The 18,040-nt window shown below is 66.3% G+C and carries 19 protein-coding genes; 13 read left to right on the plus strand and 6 right to left on the minus strand.

Translation table 11 applies throughout. The features are described 5' to 3' along the window. Positions 1-33: 33 nt before the first annotated feature. Positions 34-1,443 (minus strand): leucyl aminopeptidase family protein, encoded by a 1,410-nt coding sequence (locus ADAD_RS0107230; protein ID WP_010411783.1) that lies wholly within the window; start codon positions 1,441-1,443, stop codon positions 34-36. A 95-nt stretch (positions 1,444-1,538) separates the two neighbouring features. Between ADAD_RS0107230 and ADAD_RS0107235 the strand changes: the two genes are divergently transcribed. Together ADAD_RS0107235 and map are read left to right on the plus strand one after the other, a co-directional pair. Beyond that, positions 1,539-2,345, plus strand: coding sequence for a DUF4163 domain-containing protein (locus ADAD_RS0107235; protein ID WP_237700793.1), 807 nt, complete (start codon positions 1,539-1,541; stop codon positions 2,343-2,345). 38 nt (positions 2,346-2,383) lie between these two features. Continuing rightward, the gene (map, locus tag ADAD_RS0107240; RefSeq protein ID WP_010411788.1) at positions 2,384-3,211 is read left to right on the plus strand and encodes a type I methionyl aminopeptidase; all 828 of its coding nucleotides are present in this window, start codon (positions 2,384-2,386) and stop codon (positions 3,209-3,211) included. A 35-nt stretch (positions 3,212-3,246) separates the two neighbouring features. Here map and ADAD_RS0107245 read toward each other — a convergent pair whose 3' ends face one another. Both ADAD_RS0107245 and ccmA read right to left on the minus strand, forming a co-directional pair. Further along, entirely contained in the window at positions 3,247-3,903 is a 657-nt protein-coding gene (locus ADAD_RS0107245) for a heme exporter protein CcmB (protein ID WP_010411791.1), read from the minus strand. Then, a complete protein-coding gene (gene ccmA / locus ADAD_RS0107250; protein WP_010411795.1) occupies positions 3,900-4,478 on the minus strand; it encodes a heme ABC exporter ATP-binding protein CcmA in 579 nt (192 codons plus the stop codon). The genes ADAD_RS0107245 and ccmA overlap by 4 nt, the downstream gene beginning before the upstream one ends. Positions 4,479-4,542: 64 nt before the next feature. Here ccmA and ADAD_RS0107255 point away from each other — a divergent pair, with 64 nt between their 5' ends. After that, entirely contained in the window at positions 4,543-4,830 is a 288-nt protein-coding gene (locus ADAD_RS0107255; RefSeq protein ID WP_010411798.1) for a 4a-hydroxytetrahydrobiopterin dehydratase, read from the plus strand. Between the two features lie 10 nt (positions 4,831-4,840). Here ADAD_RS0107255 and ADAD_RS0107260 read toward each other — a convergent pair whose 3' ends face one another. From ADAD_RS0107260 to ADAD_RS0107270, 3 genes are all read right to left on the minus strand, one after another. Then, a complete protein-coding gene (locus ADAD_RS0107260) occupies positions 4,841-5,653 on the minus strand; it encodes an SDR family oxidoreductase (protein WP_010411800.1) in 813 nt (270 codons plus the stop codon). Further along, positions 5,650-7,728: a S9 family peptidase gene (locus tag ADAD_RS0107265; RefSeq protein ID WP_010411802.1), complete on the minus strand. Its 2,079-nt coding sequence runs from the start codon at positions 7,726-7,728 to the stop codon at positions 5,650-5,652. The genes ADAD_RS0107260 and ADAD_RS0107265 overlap by 4 nt, the downstream gene beginning before the upstream one ends. A 94-nt stretch (positions 7,729-7,822) precedes the next feature. Beyond that, positions 7,823-8,440: a DNA-3-methyladenine glycosylase family protein gene (locus tag ADAD_RS0107270; protein ID WP_010411804.1), complete on the minus strand. Its 618-nt coding sequence runs from the start codon at positions 8,438-8,440 to the stop codon at positions 7,823-7,825. Positions 8,441-8,537: 97 nt separating this feature from the next. On the opposite strand from ADAD_RS0107270, the gene ADAD_RS0107275 reads away from it, so the two are divergent. From ADAD_RS0107275 to ADAD_RS0107320, 10 genes are all read left to right on the plus strand, one after another. Beyond that, positions 8,538-8,855 (plus strand): 2Fe-2S iron-sulfur cluster-binding protein, encoded by a 318-nt coding sequence (locus ADAD_RS0107275; protein WP_010411806.1) that lies wholly within the window; start codon positions 8,538-8,540, stop codon positions 8,853-8,855. Positions 8,856-8,910: 55 nt separating this feature from the next. Next, positions 8,911-9,936, plus strand: a complete 1,026-nt coding sequence (locus ADAD_RS0107280) for a cysteine synthase A (RefSeq protein WP_010411807.1) — start codon at positions 8,911-8,913, stop codon at positions 9,934-9,936. Between the two features lie 32 nt (positions 9,937-9,968). Then, positions 9,969-10,310 (plus strand): hypothetical protein, encoded by a 342-nt coding sequence (locus tag ADAD_RS0107285; protein ID WP_010411810.1) that lies wholly within the window; start codon positions 9,969-9,971, stop codon positions 10,308-10,310. A gap of 1 nt (position 10,311) precedes the next feature. Continuing rightward, positions 10,312-11,079 carry a DUF4350 domain-containing protein gene (locus ADAD_RS15710; RefSeq protein WP_010411812.1) on the plus strand — a complete coding sequence of 256 codons (768 nt, stop codon included), beginning with the start codon at positions 10,312-10,314 and terminating at the stop codon, positions 11,077-11,079. Positions 11,080-11,397: 318 nt separating this feature from the next. Next, entirely contained in the window at positions 11,398-11,895 is a 498-nt protein-coding gene (locus ADAD_RS0107295) for a division/cell wall cluster transcriptional repressor MraZ (RefSeq protein WP_010411817.1), read from the plus strand. Further along, positions 11,892-12,851: a 16S rRNA (cytosine(1402)-N(4))-methyltransferase RsmH gene (gene rsmH / locus ADAD_RS0107300; protein WP_029139978.1), complete on the plus strand. Its 960-nt coding sequence runs from the start codon at positions 11,892-11,894 to the stop codon at positions 12,849-12,851. Before ADAD_RS0107295 ends, rsmH begins: the two co-directional genes overlap by 4 nt. Continuing rightward, positions 12,844-13,320 (plus strand): hypothetical protein, encoded by a 477-nt coding sequence (locus tag ADAD_RS0107305; protein ID WP_010411820.1) that lies wholly within the window; start codon positions 12,844-12,846, stop codon positions 13,318-13,320. The genes rsmH and ADAD_RS0107305 overlap by 8 nt, the downstream gene beginning before the upstream one ends. Then, complete coding sequence (locus ADAD_RS0107310) at positions 13,320-15,074, plus strand: peptidoglycan D,D-transpeptidase FtsI family protein (RefSeq protein WP_010411824.1); 1,755 nt, start codon at positions 13,320-13,322, stop codon at positions 15,072-15,074. The genes ADAD_RS0107305 and ADAD_RS0107310 overlap by 1 nt, the downstream gene beginning before the upstream one ends. Next, positions 15,071-16,549, plus strand: coding sequence for a UDP-N-acetylmuramoyl-L-alanyl-D-glutamate--2,6-diaminopimelate ligase (locus ADAD_RS0107315; RefSeq protein WP_010411827.1), 1,479 nt, complete (start codon positions 15,071-15,073; stop codon positions 16,547-16,549). The genes ADAD_RS0107310 and ADAD_RS0107315 overlap by 4 nt, the downstream gene beginning before the upstream one ends. Positions 16,550-16,551: 2 nt before the next feature. Next, complete coding sequence (locus ADAD_RS0107320; protein ID WP_029139979.1) at positions 16,552-18,021, plus strand: UDP-N-acetylmuramoyl-tripeptide--D-alanyl-D-alanine ligase; 1,470 nt, start codon at positions 16,552-16,554, stop codon at positions 18,019-18,021. The last annotated feature ends 19 nt before the right edge of the window (positions 18,022-18,040 follow it).

Genomic DNA, 18,040 nt, shown 5'->3' on the forward strand with positions numbered 1-18,040 from the left:
TAAACACGGTTTCCGGCGGGCAGCCACGGTTGCTTATGCCCCGAAACGCGCGCGCAGCATGTGCCAGCTGGCGCGCAGGCCGTAGGCCTCGCCGCCCTTGGGCCGCCCCGGCTTGGCCGTGGGGCGCCAGCCATAGGTATCGAAATGCGCCCAGTCGATCGGCTCGCCATCCTTGCCCGTGCCCACGAACTTGTCGAGGAACAGCCCGGCCACGCTTGCACCTGCGAAACCGTTCTTGGGCGCATTGATGCAATCGGCGAGCGGGGATTCCAGCCATTCGGCATAGATATCGGGCAGGGGCAGGCGCCATGGCTGGTCGTCATGTGCCTTGCCTGCCGCGATCAGCGCATCGGCCGTCTCGTCGCGCCGCGTCATCAGCGCGGGGAAATCGGGGCCCAGTGCGACACGTGCGGCGCCCGTCAAAGTGGCGAAGTCGATCAGCAGGGACGGGTTCTCCTCGCTTGCCCGGTCGAGCGCGTCGGCCAGGATCAGGCGGCCTTCCGCATCGGTGTTCGTAATCTCCACCGTCAGGCCCTTGCGGCTCTTCACGATATCGCCGGGACGCAGTGCATTGCCCGAGATCGCGTTTTCCACTGCGGGCACCAGCAGGTGCAGGCGCACCGGCAGGTTCTGGCTCATTACCAGCTTGGCCAGCGCGATGGCGTGCGCCGCGCCGCCCATGTCCTTCTTCATCAGCGCCATCCCGGTGCTCGACTTGATGTCGAGCCCGCCGGAATCGAAGGTTACACCCTTGCCGACGATCGCCAGCACGGGCGCATCCGCCTTGCCCCACGCAAGATGCATGATGCGCGGCGCATGATGGCGCGCCGCCGCCCGGCCCACCGCGTGGACCAGCGGGTAGTTCTGTTCCAGCTGATCGCCGCGAGTCACCTCCAGCTTCGCATCATGCGCCTTGGCCAGCGCCTCGATCTCGGCCTCCAGGCCGGCGGGGCCCATGTCTTCGGGCGGCGTATCGACCAGTCTGCGCACCAGATTGACCGCCTGCGCCTCCGCAATGGCAGGCTCTATCGCGTTGACATTGCTGGTCAGCAGGACGCGCGGGCCCGTTACATCGGGATCGCTGCGATAGGAGAGGTTCCGGTATTGCGCGGTCTGCCAGCCGTGCAGGGCGGGGCCGGGTTCGCGCCCTTCCAGCCGATAGGTGCCTTCGGGCAGCACTTCTGCAAGCTTGGCGAGGCACCAGCTGGAAAGCGAGTCGGGATCGGCCACGCCGCCCGCTGCGAACCAGGCGGACCCGTTGCCCGGCGTCGCCGGGACGATCGCCGTCTGGTAGCCCTTGCCGGTGAATCCCTGCGCTTCCAGCATGGCGCGCTGGCCGTCGCTAAGCGTCTTCGCCCAGCCGGGGAAGCCGGCTTCGTTGACGAGGTGGAGGGTGATTGCGTTCTGGCCCTTATCGGGCTGTATCAAAGCGGTCTCGGTCATTATATCGTGCATGGCGACGTTGGCGCTCCGGCTCAACCGGATTCGCGCGGCTGCAGAGGATTTGAATGGAAATGCCAGGAAGTTTTGCAAGGCTCGTGCTGGCAACCTGCCTTGCTATCGCTGCCTGTACCTCACCCGAAGAGCTCGAGCAGAAGACAGGGGTCGAAGGCGAGGATGCCGCACGCGGCGGCGAGGCAAATGGTGAAGGAACATCGGGTGACGGCCTTTCCGGGAGCGCCACGCTGGAGCGTGCCATCTCCGAGGAGACCGACCTCTACGCCTTTTCCTTCTCCTACCCGGAAACGCTCGGCGCCATCCCCGCGCTGAGGGACCGGCTGGACGAGCAGGCCAACCGCGAGGAAGCCGATCTGCAGCGCGCAGCGCGCGATGCCAGCCGCGAGGCGCGCGAGGAAGGCTTTCCCTATAACCGCTTCATGGTCACCATCGAATGGCGGCTGGCGGGGCAGACCACCGACTGGCTGAGCCTGGTGGAAAACGGATCGACCTATTTCGGCGGTGCCCACGGCAATTACGGCCTCAGCAGCGTGTTGTGGAACGTGGACGCGCAGCGCCTGCTGGAACCGATCATGCTGTTCGAATCGCAGGAGGCGCTGGCCGACGCGCTGGGCACGCGGTTCTGCGACGCGCTCGACGCGCAGCGCATGGCGCGGCGCGGCGGGGAGGTGACCGAGGAGGACGACATGTTCGGCCGCTGCCCGGCGCTGGAAGAACTGGAACTGGTGCTGCTGTCGAACGGCGAGAAGTTCGATCGCGTGATGCTCTACGCCGCGCCCTACGTCGCAGGCCCCTATGCAGAGGGCGATTACGAGGTGGAACTGAGCGTAGACGATGCGATCCGGCAGGCGGTCAAGGCGCGTTATCGCGACGATTTCGTGTCCTGACCTCGCTTTTTGCAGGCTTTGACCATATCTGGGCCTGCATGACCGAATATCAGACCATCACCGCCGATTCCGACGTCTACCGCGACGGCACCATCAAGTTGCACGGCCCCGAAGGGTTCGAGGGCATGCGCAAGGCGGGGCGACTTGCCGCCGACATCCTCGACCAGATGCCCGAACTGGTGCAGCCGGGCGTCACCACGCAAAGCATCGACGACGCGATCCGTGGCATGATGCTGGATGCAGGCGCGGTGCCCGCAACGCTCGGCTATCGCGGCTACACGCATTCGAGCTGCATCTCGGTCAACCATGTCATCTGTCACGGCATCCCGAGCGAGAAGACGCTGAAGGACGGCGACATCGTCAATATCGATGTGACGCCGCTGCTCGACGGCTGGCACGGTGACACCAGCCGCATGTTCTTCGCGGGCGATCCGCCCTTGAAGGCGAAGAAGCTGGTCGAGGCGACGCACGAGGCGCTGATGATCGGGATCGAGGCTGCCGGGAAACCCGGCGCGCGGCTCGGCGATATAGGTGCCGCGATCGAGGCGCATGCCAAACAGCACCGCTATGGCGTGGTGCGCGAATTCTGCGGGCACGGGCTGGGGCGGCTGTTCCACGACGCGCCCGAGGTGGTCCATGTCGGTGTTGCGGGCACCGGCCCCGAACTGAAACCGGGCATGTTCTTCACGATCGAGCCCATGCTGAATGCAGGCAAGCCCTGGGCCAAGGTGCTGGGCGACGGCTGGACCGCGGTGAGCCGCGACAAATCGCTGTCCGCACAGTTCGAGCACTCGCTCGGCATCACCGAGGATGGGGTGGAAATCTTCACGCTCAGCGCGAAGGAGCGGCACAAGCCGCCGTATTGAAACGTTTTCATCAATCGTCGGGGCGACGGTGAGACTTAATCCCTCGCTGCCCGGATCGCTGCGGCGGCCGCGAAGGGTGCGATAGCACACAGCACGAGGCTGAAAGCGGCGGCGAACAGCGCGCCGGAAATGTCGTCGCGTGCCAGGTGGCCGGCGCCGAAGATCACCAGCGGCACCGCGACAGGCGCCAGCATAAGGCCGGCCAGCGCGGTGCCTCCCCTTAGCGAAGCCAGCAGCGCGGAGGTAATCAGGCCGATCGCTGCGAGGCCCGGCGTGCCCGCCAGCAGGCTGACGAACAGCCGCCAGAAGGTGTCGCCGGTCAATGACAGCAGCGCCGCAGCGGGCAGGGTGGCGATCAGGATCAGCGGGCCGAAGCTGAGCCAGTGCGCCAGCAGCCGCGCGGTCATCGCCACTTCCTCGCTCACACCGCGCAGGCGAAGCTGGTCGAACACGCCCGCCTCGCGGTCGGCTGCGACCAGCCGGTCGAGCGGGAGGATGCTGGCGAGCAGTGCCGCGACCCACAATACGCCGCCGCCAGTGCGCGCGAGCAGGCCGGGTTCCGGCCCCACCGCGAAGGGAAACAGCACCGCCACCAGCAGGAAGAAGATCAGCGGCAGGAAAGCCGACCCGCGCGACCCGCCCGGCAGCAGAATCGCGAGGTCGCGGCGCAGGAGGGTGGCGAAAGCTCTCACGCCGTGTGGTCCGCCAGATCGAGCGTCCGCGCGGGCAGGTCTGCCGGCTGGTGGGAGACGAAAACGCACAGTCCGCCTGCGCCGCAATGTTCGGCCACAAGCTCAGCCAGCAGGGTTTGCGATGCGGAGTCGAGACCCGCGAAGGGCTCGTCCAGCAACCAGATCGGTCGCGCGCGAAACAGCAGGCGGGCGATCACCGCGCGCTGCTTCTGCCCGGTCGAGAGGTAGGCTGTCGGAATGTCGGCCAGGGTGTCGATCCCGAGCCGCGCCATCGGCTTTGCGGTGTCCGCACAGCCATCCAGCCGCGCCCAGAAGGCCAGCGCATCGCCTAGGGTGCGGTCGCTATCGAGCGCGTGCCTGCCATCCATCAGACCAATCTCTCCGCCGCGTTCGATCGTCCCGGCAGAGGGGCGTGCGAGCCCGGCGAGAATGCGCAGCAGGCTGGACTTCCCGATCCCGTTGGGGCCACGCAGCTGAAGCAAATCGCCCGGGCCCAGATCGAGGCCGAGCTTGCGGAACAGCAGCCGCTCGCCGCGGAGGCAGGCAATATTCGTGGCGAGAAGGCGGGCTTGCATGGCTGCGTGGGTTAGGCGAGGGGTCGCCTGACGGCAATATCACGCGAACCCGAAAGGACATTCCATGGCGGTCGAGAAACTGAGCGACGAAGAACGCAAGAGCTGGCTGGACGCGCTCGACGGGTGGGAGATGGCGGCGGATCGCGACGCGATCGAGCGGACCTTCAAGTTCAAGGATTTCAGCGAGGCATGGGCCTTCATGAGCCGCGTCGCGCTGATCGCGGAGAGCAGCGACCATCATCCCGAATGGTCGAACGTATACAACACGGTCGAGATTGCGCTGACCACGCATGATGCGGACGGCCTTTCTCTGCGCGATGTGAAGATGGCGAAGGCCATCAACGCGCTCTAGCCGTCCCGGATCAATCCGTGGTCAGCGCGTCGGCGCGGGCGCGGGCCATCTTGCGCATCTTGCCCGGCATCCAGCGCGAGGCGAAGGCGGCGCGCTTGGCCGTCTTGCCCACCACGGTATGCAGCCGGTCCCCATGCACCGCATCCCATGCCGCTTCGGCGACATCGGTAACGGGGGTAATCTCCAGCCCGGCAGCCTTCACCTTGTCGCGCACCGCTTCGTTGCTCTGGGCATTGGGCAGCATGTCGAGCAGCGGCGTGTCGATGAAGCTGGGCATGATGGAGCGGACCTTGATCCCCTCGGCAGCCCATTCCCCGTCGAGGCTTTCGGTCAGCGCCCGCACGCCGAACTTGGTCGCCGAATAGACGCTCGCCCCGCTGGTGCCGTAGATGCCCGCCGCGCTGGCGGTGTTCAGCAGGCAGGAACCAGGGGCGGTCTTGCGAAGGTGCGGCAGCGCGGCCTGCGCGCCGAAGATCACACCCTTGAGGTTGATATCGAGACACCGCTCGATCTCTTCAACGGTGTACTGTTCCAGCGTCCCGCCCAGCGGAATGCCCGCGTTGTTGGCGACCACGTCGATCCGGCCGCCCGCGGCCATCGAGAATCCGTTGAGCGCGCTCTCCCACGTTTCGGGATGGCGCACATCCATGCGCTGGGTGTAGCTGAAGCCGGAGCCGATCAGGCGCTGGGTTTCGGCCATGCCGTTTTCCTCGACATCGCCGATCCCCACGAACCAGCCGCCTTTGGCGAAACGCTGCGCGATGGCGCGTCCGATGCCGGACGCGCCACCCGTGATGAAGATCGCCTTACGTGTTTCGGTCATTCTGCGGACACCGCCTCGGCCAGACCCTGCACGAAATCCGCTCCCTCGACGATCTCGGCCGTCGATGCCTCTACCGTATCGCCCATGGGCTCCGCGCGCCCGTCGAGACAGGTGGCGAGGAAGTTCTCGGTAATGGCATTGAAGGCGATGTTGTTGACCGGACGGGCGAAGCCGTGGCCCTCATCGGGGAACAACACGTAGGTCACCGGGATCTCGTTCTGCTTCATCGCGGCGACGATCTGGTCGCTTTCCGCCTGGTTGACGCGCGGATCGTTCGCCCCCTGGCCGATCAGCAGCGGCTTGGTGATCTTGTCCGCCGAATAGAGCGGGCTGCGTTCCTTGAGCAGGGCCAGGCCTTCCTCGGTGTTGGGGTTGCCCATCCGCTCGTGGAACTGCGCCACCACCGGCTCCCAATAGGGCGGGATCGTGGAAAGCAGCGTTTCGAGGTTCGACGGGCCGACGATGTCCACACCGCAGGCGAATTCCTCCGGCGTGAAGGCGAGGCCCGCCAGCGTGGCATAGCCGCCGTAGGACCCGCCCATGATCGCAACGCTGTCCTGGCTGGTCACACCGCGCTCGACAGCCCAGTTCACCGCGTCGATCAGGTCGTCGTGCATCTTGCGACCCCATTCGAGGTTGCCTGCCGAGATGAAATTCTTCCCGAAACCGGTCGAACCGCGGAAATTGGTGGAGAGCACCGCATAGCCGCGATTGGCGAGCCATTGGTGATAGGAATTGTAGCCGTAGCCATCGCGCGCCCAGGGGCCGCCGTGCACCAGCAGTACCATCGGCACCGGAGCATCGGGCACGCCGTCCGCATCGCTGTCGCTGCCGGGCGGCAGGGTCAGGTAGCTGGGCAGGGTCAGCCCGTCGCGGCTGGCGATTTCCACCGGATGCATCGGCTGCAGCGGCGCGCCTTCGAGTTCGGGGCGGGTGACGTAGAGCTTGGTCAGCGTGCCCGCATCACGATCGAACAGATAGCTGGCGCTGGGGCCGGTGACAGGGTCGTTGCCCACGATCCACTTGCGATCGTCGTCGGTGCGCGAACCGATCCCGAATTCGCCTTCCAGATTGTTCTCGAGGAAGGTGAGGGCGGCCTCGATCTCAGGGTCGGTCGCGGTCCATTCGCGCTTCAGGTAATAGACCGAGTAGGCTTCCACTTCGCCGGTTTCGTTGTCGCGGATGGTGCCGCCGATATCCGCCTTGTCGTTTTCCGCGATGACGCGGGTCTCAGCGGTGTCCCAGTCCATGGCTACCAGCGCTGCGGTGTCACGCCCGCGGCTGTCGAGCCAGTAGAGCGTTTCCCCGTCGCGGGTGAAGCCCGCCGGGCTGGTGGTCAGCGCATCTTCGAGATCGGTGGAGGAGAACGCCTCTTCCGCCACGACATTGTCTTCCACGCGGAAGAAATCCATGCCCCCAGCAGCATTGGGCCGCAGCGCCAGCCGGACATCGAGATTGTCGTCAGCGACGAACCCGGCATAGCCGTTGTTTTCGATCAGCTGGGTCAGCTCGCCCGTGTTGAGGTCGAGCAGATGGACATCGTGGAAGCGCGGATCGCGGTTGTTCAGGCCGACCAGCACCTTGTCCTTGATGGTGTCGGACGCCCCGACCAGTTGCACGCGCGTGTTCTCGAACGGGGTAAGCGTGGTCTCTTTTCCGGTCTCGATATTGATCCCGTAGAGCAGGAAATTCTCATCCCCGCCCTTGTCCTGCACGTAAAGCAGGCTGGCACTGTCGGGCGCCCAGAAATACTCGCGGATCGGCCGCTCGGTCGCGCTGGTCATCACCTTGGCGTCATCCGGGTTGGAGGCGGGCGCCATCCACACGTTGAGCACGCCGTTCGACGGTGCCAGCCAGGAAAGCCATTCGCCGTCCGGGCTGATCTGGGCGCTGGCGCGGCTGGGGTTGCCGAACAGGGCCTCGCGCGGGATCAGCGGGGCGGAAGTGGCGGGGCTGGTCGCGGTCATGCTGGTGTCCGTTGCCGTGGGCGTTTGTGCGATGGAAGGCACGGCGGCTAGCGCGAGCGCGGCGGTTGCGCAACCAAGGGCGAGGGAGAGCTTCTGACGATCGAACATGGGCACCTCTCTGATAGTGACGAATGAATGCCTAGGTAAATGACGCTTGTCACAGAGTAAAGGGACTTTGACTATCGACCTCCGCTCTGTCTGCTTAAAGCGCGGGATTGTCATAGCAGTGCCAGGTGAAGATGGCGATTGCGCCGCGGTGCGGCCGCCAGCCTTCGGCGAGCCTTCGGGTGGCCTTCTCGTCCGGGCGTTCTTCCAGTCCCAGGATCTTGCCGATCCCCGCCATCACCGCCAGATCGCCGGCGGGCCAGATGTCCGGGCGCCCTTCCGCGAACAGCAGGTAAATCTCGGCAGACCAGCGCCCGATCCCCTTGATCCGGGTGAGTTGCGCGATCGCTTCCTCGTTATCCGCGGGCAGCTTCTCGAGCTCCAGCTCGCCCGCGCTCACCAGTTCGGATAGGGAGCGGGCATAGCCCTGTTTCTGGCGCGACAGCCCGCAGGCGCGCAGCGTATCGAAATCGCGTTCCAGCAGGCAGGCGGGGCCGAAATCCTCGCCCAGTTCGGCCTCAAGCTTGCGCCACACGCTGTCGGCCGAGGCGACGCTGACCTGCTGGCCGACAATGGTGCGCAGCAGCGTCTTGTACCCGGTCGGCCGGATCCGCGGCTCGGGATAGCCCGCGATCTCCAGCGCCCGGGCAACGCCGGGTTCGCGGGCTGCCACCGTGTCGAGCCCGTCCCTGATCTGCCTCGCACTCAGTCCCATTCAGGCCACCTCTCTTGCAAAGGGGAAACGCAGCTTTTAGCAGCCCCGTCAATGGCGGGGGAGCGCGCGCCGCCCCGTGGATGAAAAAGGACAGCCGATGCCCAAGCTTACCGTGGTCGACCGTAGTGGAACCGAACGCACGATCGAGGTCGGGAATGGCCTGACCGTAATGGAAGCGATCCGCGACAACGGCTTCGACGAACTGCTGGCGCTGTGCGGCGGATGCTGTTCCTGTGCGACCTGTCACGTGCATGTCGACCCCGCCTTCGCCGACAAGCTGCCTGCGATGAGCGAGGACGAGGACGATCTGCTCGAAAGCAGCGACAACCGCGACGCGGCATCGCGCCTGTCGTGCCAGATCGACTTTACCGACGATCTCGACGGCCTGAAGGTCCGCATCGCGGAAGAAGACTGAGCCGCTCGACTTTCGCGGCTTGCCGCGTGCGGCGCGGCAGCGCTAAGCGTTTCGTATGACTGCCACCGCACCGCTTCCGCCTGCCCCGTTGACCAGGGCGCTCGACCTGATCGGCAACACCCCGCTCGTGCGGCTCGAAGGGCCGAGCGCGGCGGCGGGCTGCGACATCTATGGCAAGTGCGAATTCGCCAACCCGGGCGGGTCGGTGAAGGATCGCGCGGCGCTGTGGATCATCCGCGATGCCGAGGCGCGCGGCGTGTTGAAGCCCGGCGGCACGGTGGTGGAAGGTACGGCGGGAAATACCGGGATCGGGATCGCGCTGGTCGCCAATGCACTGGGCTACAAGACGGTGATCGTCATGCCCGACAACCAGTCGCGCGAGAAGATGGACACGCTGCGCGCGCTGGGGGCCGAACTGGTGCTGGTGCCGCCCACCAAGTTCGCCAATCCGGGCCATTTCGTCCACACCTCGCGCCGCCTCGCCGAGGAGACCGAAGGCGCGGTCTGGGCCAACCAGTTCGACAACATCGCCAACCGCAAGGCGCATATCGACAGCACCGCGCCCGAATTGTGGAGCCAGCTCGATGGCCGGATCGACGGCTTCACCTGCGCGGCGGGCACCGGCGGCACGATTGCCGGGGTGGGGCTGGGCCTGAAGGAAAGGGACGAGAATGTCCGCATCGCGCTGACCGATCCGCATGGCGCCGCGCTATATAATTACTACGCCCACGGCGAACTGGAGGCCGAAGGGTCCTCGGTAGCGGAGGGGATCGGGCAGGGCCGGATTACCGCCAATCTGGACGGCGCACCGGTCGATACGCAATTCCGCATATCCGATGAGGAAGGGCTCCACTGGGTCGCGCGCCTGCTGCGCGAAGAAGGCCTGTGCCTCGGCCTGTCCTCGGGCATCAACGTGGCGGGGGCGGTTGCGCTTGGCCGGCAGCTGGTCGCGGAGGGCCGCGAAGCCCCGCGCGTGGCCACGATCCTGTGCGACAGCGGCTTCCGCTATCTCTCGACGATCTTCAACGCAGACTGGCTGCGCGAGAAGTCGCTGCCGGTGTTCGACTGGCTGGCCGATTGACGCCGCCGCCACGGCGGCTAGATTCCCTGCGCATGGCCCTTTTGCCCGACAATCAACCCAAGGAAGCGCCGGAAAAGCAGAGCGATGCTCTCAATTCCGAGATCGCGCAGCGCTTGCGCACGGGGATCGGCGGCATACTGGCGGTCGTCCTGGCAGTAGGGGTCGCGCAGGTGCTCATGTCGCGGGCCCTGCAGAACGAGGAAACCGCCGTGCCCGAGGCGGCGCCCACCGTGGAGCCGAGCGCGACCCAGGGCAGTAGCGACCCGCTGAGCGATGCGGGGGTCGTCCCCGATCTTCCCGCGCAGCCCGAAGACGAGCCGATCCCCGAAGGCCCTGTCCTGCCGGAAAAGGGCGAGGGCGCCCCGATTGAATAGGATGCTGCCAGCCGCGGGCCTGGGCGGACTTCTGGCTGCGGGATTGCTGGGGACGATGGTCCTTGCGCCGTCGCAGGAAGAGGAAGCGCCGCAGGATCAGCGCTTCGGCCTGCTGACCTCGCTGCCCATCTACCGCGCGCCGCAGGGAAGCGTGGCCGATGCACTCTCCGCCCAGGAGGCGGACCGGCACTGGCTGCGCGATGCGATCGAGCGCGGCAACAGCCTGGAGCCGATCGACCTGCTCGATCCGGCAAGTCTTCAGGCGGTCGATACCCTGCTGCTGATCCAGCCGCGCGCGCTCACCCCGGCAGAAAACGTCGCCTTGGACGACTGGGTGCGCGCGGGCGGGCAGGTGCTGCTGGTGGCCGATCCCATGCTGACCAGCGAGCCAGGCTTCGCGCTGGGCGATCCGCGAAATCCCCAGGCCATCGCCGTCACCGGGCCGATCCAGGCGCGCTGGGGCCTCACCCTCCAGCCCGCGGAACAATCGGGGACGGATGGGGACGGTGCGGAACGCAAGGTCCGGATCGGGGATGAGGACCTGCCCGTCGTTCTGGGTGGCCGCTTTGCGCTGCAGCCGCCAGCTGGCGGAGAACCGGCGGATTGCGCGCTTTCTCACGAAGGACTGTTGGCGGTTTGCAGCATTGGGGCCGGGCGGGCCGTGGTGCTGGCCGATGCGACCCTGTTCGAACGGTTCGACAAGCCTTCGGATGGTGCGGCTGCATTCTGGGCTTTGCTGGGGATGATGCGGGACGCCCCGCACGGCTAAGCCGCGATACTCCTGAAAATCGTTAATAATAAGTGGGTTACAGTGTCCGTTTTGGCGACGGACAGTCCGCGCTTGCCTGCTGAATCTCCAGGGATTAGAACGGAAAAGCTCGGCAAAAACGGTAAAGTTAATGGAATCTCCACAGAGATTCCTAAATTTCCCCTTTAATCCCCAATCGTCCCGCGATAAGACGTTAACCGTATCGGACAGGAGTCGGCCCGCGCGTGGGATGCCACGCGACCCGGGGTGTGCAGTGCGCGCCGCGGCACGGGGAGGCTTTGTCCATCGATTGGGGCGCTCACAGGGGAAGAGCACAGCGTGTCGGAGGCGTTTCAGGGATATAGCGGTCAGGCCTTTTCGCTTCGCAGCGAAAAGGGCCGGTTCACGCTGCCTCCCGCCTTCCGCAACGCGGTGAAGCTGTCGACCGAAGATCGCCGGCTGTGCCTCACTCTGCACGACAAGTGGAATTGCCTCGTCGGGTTCGGCACCGAACGGGTCAAGGAATTCGATGCGATCCTCGATCGGGAAGAGGAATCGGCATACAAGTTCGGGCGCGATTTCGACCGCGATACGCGCGCGATGCAGCTCAACAGCTTCGAGACCATGCCGTTCGACGACAGTGGGCGTTTCATCATGCCCGAGTTCCTGCGCGGGCTGGGCGAAATCGATGATGCCCTGTTCTTCCAGGGCGTTGGGCCGTTCTTCACCGTCTGGAATCCCGCCCGGCTGTACGAGATGGGCCCCGAAATGGCGATGCCCAAGGCCGCCTGCCGCGCGCTTGAGAAGGAAGCGCGCGAGAAGGGCAGGAAGAAGTGAGCGCTTCCGCCCCGTCCCCACATGTCCCCGTCCTGCTGGACGAGGTGATCGCGGCGCTGGAGCCTGCGCCGGGCGAGCTTGTCGTCGACGGCACCTTCGGCGCAGGGGGCTACACCCGTGCGCTGCTGGATGCGGGCGCGAGCGTGCATGCCTTCGACCGCGATCCGAGAGCGCTCGACAACGCGCAAGGCTGGCCCGAGCTGACTGAAAATCCGCCGCGCCTCGTCCTCCATCGCCGCCCCTTTGCGGAAATGGCGGATGCTCTGGCCGAGGTGGGCGTAACGCAGGTGCAGGGCATCGTGCTCGACATCGGGGTATCCTCGATGCAGCTCGACCAGGCGGAGCGCGGCTTCTCCTTCGCCGCCGACGGACCGCTCGACATGCGAATGGACCCGGACCTGCCCAGCGCAGCGGAATTCCTCAACTCCGCAGACGAGGCCGAGATCGCCGACGTGATCTACCAGTATGGCGAGGAACGCCAGTCGCGCCGGATTGCGCGGGCCATCGTCGCGGCGCGTCCGCTGGAGACGACCGGGCAGCTTGCCCGCCTTGTGCGCAAGGCGACGGGTTACAAGCCACACGACAAGAAGGATCCCGCCACCCGGACCTTCCAGGCGATCCGCATCCACATCAATGGCGAGCTGGACCAGTTGCGTGAGGCGCTGATCGCTGCGGAGCGGCTGCTCGCCGAGGGCGGCCGGCTGGTGGTCGTATCGTTCCATTCCCTCGAAGATCGCATCGTGAAGCGTTTCTTGCGCGACGCTTCCGGTCAGGTCGGCGGCGGCTCCCGCCATCTTCCCCTCAGGGAACTGCCGCCGACCACGTTCGACAAACCGTCCCGCGCCGTGCGTGCGGGCGAGGCGGAGCTTGCGCGCAACCCCCGCGCGCGCTCCGCGATCCTTCGCGCAGCCACCCGGACCGGCGAGCCGGCCAGAAAGGAAGTGACCCATGGTTAGAGGCAGTCGTCTGCGGCAGATCGGCTGGGCGATCTCCATCGGGGTCGTCTTTGCCGGCTTCATGCTGCTCACCTTCCGGGTCAACGCGGTGAAGAGCGAGGTCGTACGTGCAGAACGCCTGATCGTGGACATGGAGCGCGAGAAGCTGGCGCTGGAAACCGAGTTCGAAACGCGCGCCAACCAGCAGCAGCTGGCGGACTGGAACGCGATCGAGTTCGGCTACGCCCCGCCGCGTGCGGACCAGTTCCTGGAAAGCGAGCGTCAGCTGGCGAGCTTCAGCGCGCCGCGTGCGCCCGGATCGCCTGAGCCGATCCGGTTCGCGCGCGAGATGGAAGCGAGCGATTATCCCGCGCTGGTTTCTCCGCTGTCGTCGCACGAGGAAGACGCTTCGGATAATGGCGACGAGGCCGAAGGCGATACCGCGCAGCCTCAGTCCGAAGCGCATCTGGCGCTGGCGAGACTCGACTGATGGCCAGCATCGCCATCGATTCCATGGTGGCGGCCGGCCCCATGCGGGTGGCCAACAAGCGTCTCGAGTCGCTGCTGACGGCGCGCATGCGTGCGCTTCTTCTCATGCCCGCCTTCGGACTGGTGGCGCTGCTCGCGCTCGCGCGGATCGCATCTTTCGGCCTGCTGGGTGCGCCGGACACGCCCATGTCGATGGAACAGCGTCTGCTGCCGCCCCGCGGCGAGATCACCGATCGCAACGGCCTGCCGCTGGCGCGCAACTACGATGCCTTCGCGCTGTGGTACAATCCCAAGGCGATGAAGGACGGCGGCAGCCCGCTGGTCCGCTCTCCCGAAGAGGTCGCGGCGGCGCTGGGTGAAGTCTTCCCCGACATCGACCGCAAGGATGTCGCCGCCCGGCTGGCGAGTGGCAAGGCGCAGTATCTGCGTCGCCGTCTGCTGCCCGAAGAGGCAAACCGCGTGTTCGACATTGGTGAACCCGCGCTGGAGCTGCCTGCCGAGAAAGACCGCTTCTACCCGCAAGGATCGATGGCGGCGCATGTCCTCGGCTACGTCAAGGATGGCAAGGGCCAGCTCGGCATGGAATCGGTGCTCGACAAGGAGCTGACCGATGCTGCCTCGCGCGGGGAGCCCACTGCCATCGCGCTGGACCTGCGGGTGCAGGGCGCGCTGGAGGACGAACTGCGCAAGGGCATGCTGTCGGTCAACGCACGTGGTGCGGCAGGCGTGGTGCTGGATGTCGACACGGGCGAAGTGGTCGCGCTGGCATCGCTTCCCGCGTTCGATCCCAACGACGTCAAGGCGAGCGATCTGGTCGGCACCGCCGAGCAGAAGCGGCGCGACGAACCGTCCAATTCCTACAACAGCGTCACCTATCAGGTGTACGAACTGGGCTCGACCTTCAAGCCGCTCACCGTCGCGGCGGCGATCGATGCGGGCATCGTGCGCGATCTTGGGCTGCGCTATGATGCAAAGCCGGTGAAAGTTGCGGGGCGCACCCTTTCGGACAGCCACTCGCTCGGAGATACGCTCAATGTGCCCGAAGCGCTGATTCACTCCTCCAACACCGTGACCGCGCGTATTGCCGACAAGCTGGGCGGCGATGCGCTGCGCGACACGATGCGCGATCTCGGTCTGGCGGAGCGGCCCTATATCGAACTGCCTGCACGCGGCGCGCCGATCTGGCCGGGAGAGAAGTGGTCGCGGATCACCACCATGACGGTCGCCTATGGTCACGGCATCTCGGTCACTCCGCTGCATCTCGCATCCGCCTACGCCGCCATGGTCAATGGCGGCATCTGGCGACCCGCCACGCTGACGAAGGTGGAACCGGGTACCGAGGTGCAGGGCCGCCGGGTGTTCAAGGAAGATACCAGCGCGCGCATGCGCCAGCTGCTGCGGATGATCACGGTCTACGGCACCGGCAAGAGCGCCAACGCGCCCGGCTATCGCGTGGGTGGCAAGACCGGCTCCGCCGAAAAGCCATCGAAAGGTGGCTATCGTGAGAAGCTGCTCGTCTCCACCTTCGCCGCCGCCTTCCCGATGGATGATCCGCGTTATGTCGTGGTCGCCATGCTGGACGAGCCCAAGGGTACGACCGCCAGTTCCTTCCAGCGCACCGCCGCATGGAACGCCGCGCCCATCGTCGGCAAGCTGATCCCGCGCATCGGCCCGCTGCTCGACGTGCGCCCGGATCTGAGCCGCGATATCGACATTTCGGACCTTCGCCCGCTGATCCGGAGCGACATCGAATGAGGCTGAATTCCCTTCTCGATGCCGCAGGACGGCCCGAGCGCGATGACAACGGCGCCGTGGTGACGGGCTTTGCGATCGATCACCGCAAGGTCGCGCCGGGGACCATCTTCGGCGCGTTCCAGGGTGCGGTCGTCAACGGAGAGGACTTCATCGAGGCGGCGATTGCTGCGGGTGCCATCGCGGTGGTCGCGCGACCCGGTGCCAGGGTCGAGGGCGCCTTGCATATCGCGGATGAAGAGCCGCGCCGCGCCTTTGCCCAGATCGCCTCGCGCTTCTTCACGCCCACGCCCGAAACCATCGTTGCGGTGACGGGCACCAACGGCAAGACCTCCACGGCCGAGATGACCCGCCAGATCTGGCGCATGCTGGGGGAGCGTGCGGCCAGCATCGGCACGCTGGGCGTGACCACGCCCGACGAGAGCGTTTCGACGGGCCTCACCACGCCCGATATCGTGACCTTCCACGCCAACCTCGCCGGTCTGGCGCGCGAAGGCGTGACGCATGTCGCATTCGAAGCTTCGAGCCACGGGCTGGACCAGTATCGCAATGCGGGCGCACGGGTGATCGCCGGGGCCTTCACCAATTTCAGCCGCGACCACCTCGACTATCACGAGAGCATGGAGGCCTATTTCGAGGCCAAGATGCGCCTGTTCGACGAGATCGTCGACGAAAACGGCACGGCGGTGATCTGGTCCGACGGCAGCGAGTGGGCCGCCAAGGCCCGGGCGCGCGCCGAAGCGCGCGGCCTCACCATCTTCGCGGTCGGCCCCGAAGGCGACGATCTGAAGCTTGTCGCGCAGGAGCCCACGCAACTCGGGCAGGGGCTGGAGATCGCGCGCGACGGCGAACGGCGTACGATCCGCCTGCCGCTGATCGGCGCCTACCAGGCATCCAACGCGCTCACCGCCGCAGCGCTCGCGCTTGCGACCGGGGCGGACGAAGCGCGGGTGTGGGATGCCGTGGGACGTCTGCAGCCGGTTCGCGGCCGTCTGGAGCGCGCGGTCATCACGCCCGCAGGTGCGCCGGTCTATGTCGATTACGCCCACACGCCCGACGCGCTGGTTGCCGCGATTGCCGCTCTGCGTCCGCATGTCGAGGCGTCGGACGGGCGGCTGATCGTCGTGTTCGGCGCAGGCGGGGATCGCGACACCGGCAAGCGTGCCGCGATGGGCAAGGTCGCCAGCGAGGCGGCGGATCTCGTCGTGGTGACGGACGACAATCCGCGCGGCGAGGACCCTGCGGCCATCCGGGCCGCCATCCTCTCGGGGATAGAGGGCGAGGCGCTGGAAATCGGCGACCGGCGCGAAGGTATTGCAACGGCCATCGGCCAGGCCGGGGGCGGCGACATCGTGCTCGTCGCGGGCAAGGGCCACGAACAGGGCCAGATTATCGGTTCAGGAGAGACCATGCGGGTACATCCCTTCGACGATGTGACCGTGGCGCGCGAATGCGCTGCGGCGGTGGCAGGCGCATGAGCATGAATGCCCATGCTTTTGCCGATCCGCGCGTTCGCGCGTGGCCGACTGCCCGGCGCGACCGGCTGCAGCTTGCCCTGTGGAGCGCGCAGGAAATTGCCGATGCAACGGGCGGTGTCGCCTCGGGCGAGTTCCAGTGCGCCGGAGTGGAGATGGACAGTCGGGACGTGCGCCCGGGCGATCTCTTCATCGCGCTGAAGGGCGAGGAGATGGACGGTCACCGTTTCATCGACAATGCCTTCGCCGCCGGAGCTGCCGCTGCCATCGTCGACCGCCCGATCGACTGGCCGCATGTGCTGGTGGAGGATACTACCGCCGCGCTTCACGCACTTGCCGCTGCCGCCCGTACGCGGGCCGATGCCAAGCGGATCGGCGTGACGGGTTCTGTCGGCAAGACCGGGGTGAAGGAAGCGATCTTCGCCGCGCTCGACCGGTCGAGCAGGGGCCAGGCGCACCGCTCTGTCCGCAGCTATAACAACCATGTCGGCGTGCCGCTCAGCCTGGCGCGAATGGGCGCCCGGGCGAAGTACGGCGTGTTCGAGATGGGCATGAACCACGCGGGCGAAATCGCTCCGCTGGCCGATCATGTCCGCCCCGATGTCGCGGTGATCACGACCATCGCGCCCGCGCATATCGAGAACCTCGGCACGATGGAGGCCATCGCGGACGAGAAGGCCGAGATATTCAAGGGCCTGAAACCGGGCGGCGCCGCGATCATCCCTGCAGATAGCGAGCATTTCGAACGTCTTCGCAGGCATGCCGAGGCAGCTGGTGCGGAAGTGTTTTCCTTCGGGCGGGCCGATCATGCCCGCGTGCGCCTGCTCGACGCGATCCCCGCTGCCAATGGCGGTGCCTCGCTTGTCACCGCGCAGATCGACGATACGCGGCTGTGCTATTCGGTTGCGGAGCCCGGCGAACACTGGATTGCCAATTCGCTCGCGGTGATGGCCACCATCTACGCGCTGGGCGCCGATCTGGGCGCGGCAGGCATCGCGCTGGGTGAGATGGGCGGCCTCAAGGGGCGCGGTGCGCGTCATTCGATCCTGGCCGCCGGTGGCCGGGCGACGCTGATCGACGAAAGCTACAACGCCAATCCCGCCTCCATGCGCGCCACGCTGGCGCAGCTTGGCCAGACGCCTGCCCACCGCCGGGTGGCCGTGCTGGGCGCCATGCGCGAGCTGGGCGAGTTCGGCCCTGCCTTCCACGAACAGCTGGCAGAACCGCTGGCCCAGGCGGACGTCGACTTCGCGGTGCTGGTGGGTGAGGAAATGGGCCCGCTGGTGACCCGGTTGGGGAACGCTGGCGGCAACATACTTGGCAAGCCGATTGCCTTCGCCCATTGCGCAGGGCCTGCCGAAGCGATTGCAGCGCTTGAGGAATTCGGCCTGGTCGCCAGCGATGCGATCCTTGTCAAAGGATCCAACGCGGTGGGGCTTGGACGCCTTGTCGATCACTTCGTCAGCCGGGGCTAACCAAGGGATCGGGAACGGC

Origin of the sequence: Citromicrobium sp. JLT1363, assembly GCF_000186705.1 — a bacterium.
GTDB lineage: Bacteria > Pseudomonadota > Alphaproteobacteria > Sphingomonadales > Sphingomonadaceae > Alteriqipengyuania.

Bases quoted from the DNA above. Each gene is read 5' to 3' on its own strand.
- ADAD_RS0107315 (WP_010411827.1), top strand. From the start codon at position 15,071: ATGAGGCTGAATTCCCTTCTCGATGCCGCAGGACGGCCCGAGCGCGAT.
- ADAD_RS0107320 (WP_029139979.1), top strand. From the start codon at position 16,552: ATGAATGCCCATGCTTTTGCCGATCCGCGCGTTCGCGCGTGGCCGACT.
- ccmA (WP_010411795.1), bottom strand. From the start codon at position 4,478: ATGCAAGCCCGCCTTCTCGCCACGAATATTGCCTGCCTCCGCGGCGAG.
- ADAD_RS0107310 (WP_010411824.1), top strand. From the start codon at position 13,320: ATGGCCAGCATCGCCATCGATTCCATGGTGGCGGCCGGCCCCATGCGG.
- ADAD_RS0107305 (WP_010411820.1), top strand. From the start codon at position 12,844: ATGGTTAGAGGCAGTCGTCTGCGGCAGATCGGCTGGGCGATCTCCATC.
- ADAD_RS0107270 (WP_010411804.1), bottom strand. From the start codon at position 8,440: ATGGGACTGAGTGCGAGGCAGATCAGGGACGGGCTCGACACGGTGGCA.
- ADAD_RS0107255 (WP_010411798.1), top strand. From the start codon at position 4,543: ATGGCGGTCGAGAAACTGAGCGACGAAGAACGCAAGAGCTGGCTGGAC.
- ADAD_RS0107275 (WP_010411806.1), top strand. From the start codon at position 8,538: ATGCCCAAGCTTACCGTGGTCGACCGTAGTGGAACCGAACGCACGATC.
- ADAD_RS0107285 (WP_010411810.1), top strand. From the start codon at position 9,969: ATGGCCCTTTTGCCCGACAATCAACCCAAGGAAGCGCCGGAAAAGCAG.
- ADAD_RS0107280 (WP_010411807.1), top strand. From the start codon at position 8,911: ATGACTGCCACCGCACCGCTTCCGCCTGCCCCGTTGACCAGGGCGCTC.
- ADAD_RS15710 (WP_010411812.1), top strand. From the start codon at position 10,312: ATGCTGCCAGCCGCGGGCCTGGGCGGACTTCTGGCTGCGGGATTGCTG.
- ADAD_RS0107260 (WP_010411800.1), bottom strand. From the start codon at position 5,653: ATGACCGAAACACGTAAGGCGATCTTCATCACGGGTGGCGCGTCCGGC.
- ADAD_RS0107265 (WP_010411802.1), bottom strand. From the start codon at position 7,728: ATGTTCGATCGTCAGAAGCTCTCCCTCGCCCTTGGTTGCGCAACCGCC.
- ADAD_RS0107230 (WP_010411783.1), bottom strand. From the start codon at position 1,443: ATGACCGAGACCGCTTTGATACAGCCCGATAAGGGCCAGAACGCAATC.
- map (WP_010411788.1), top strand. From the start codon at position 2,384: ATGACCGAATATCAGACCATCACCGCCGATTCCGACGTCTACCGCGAC.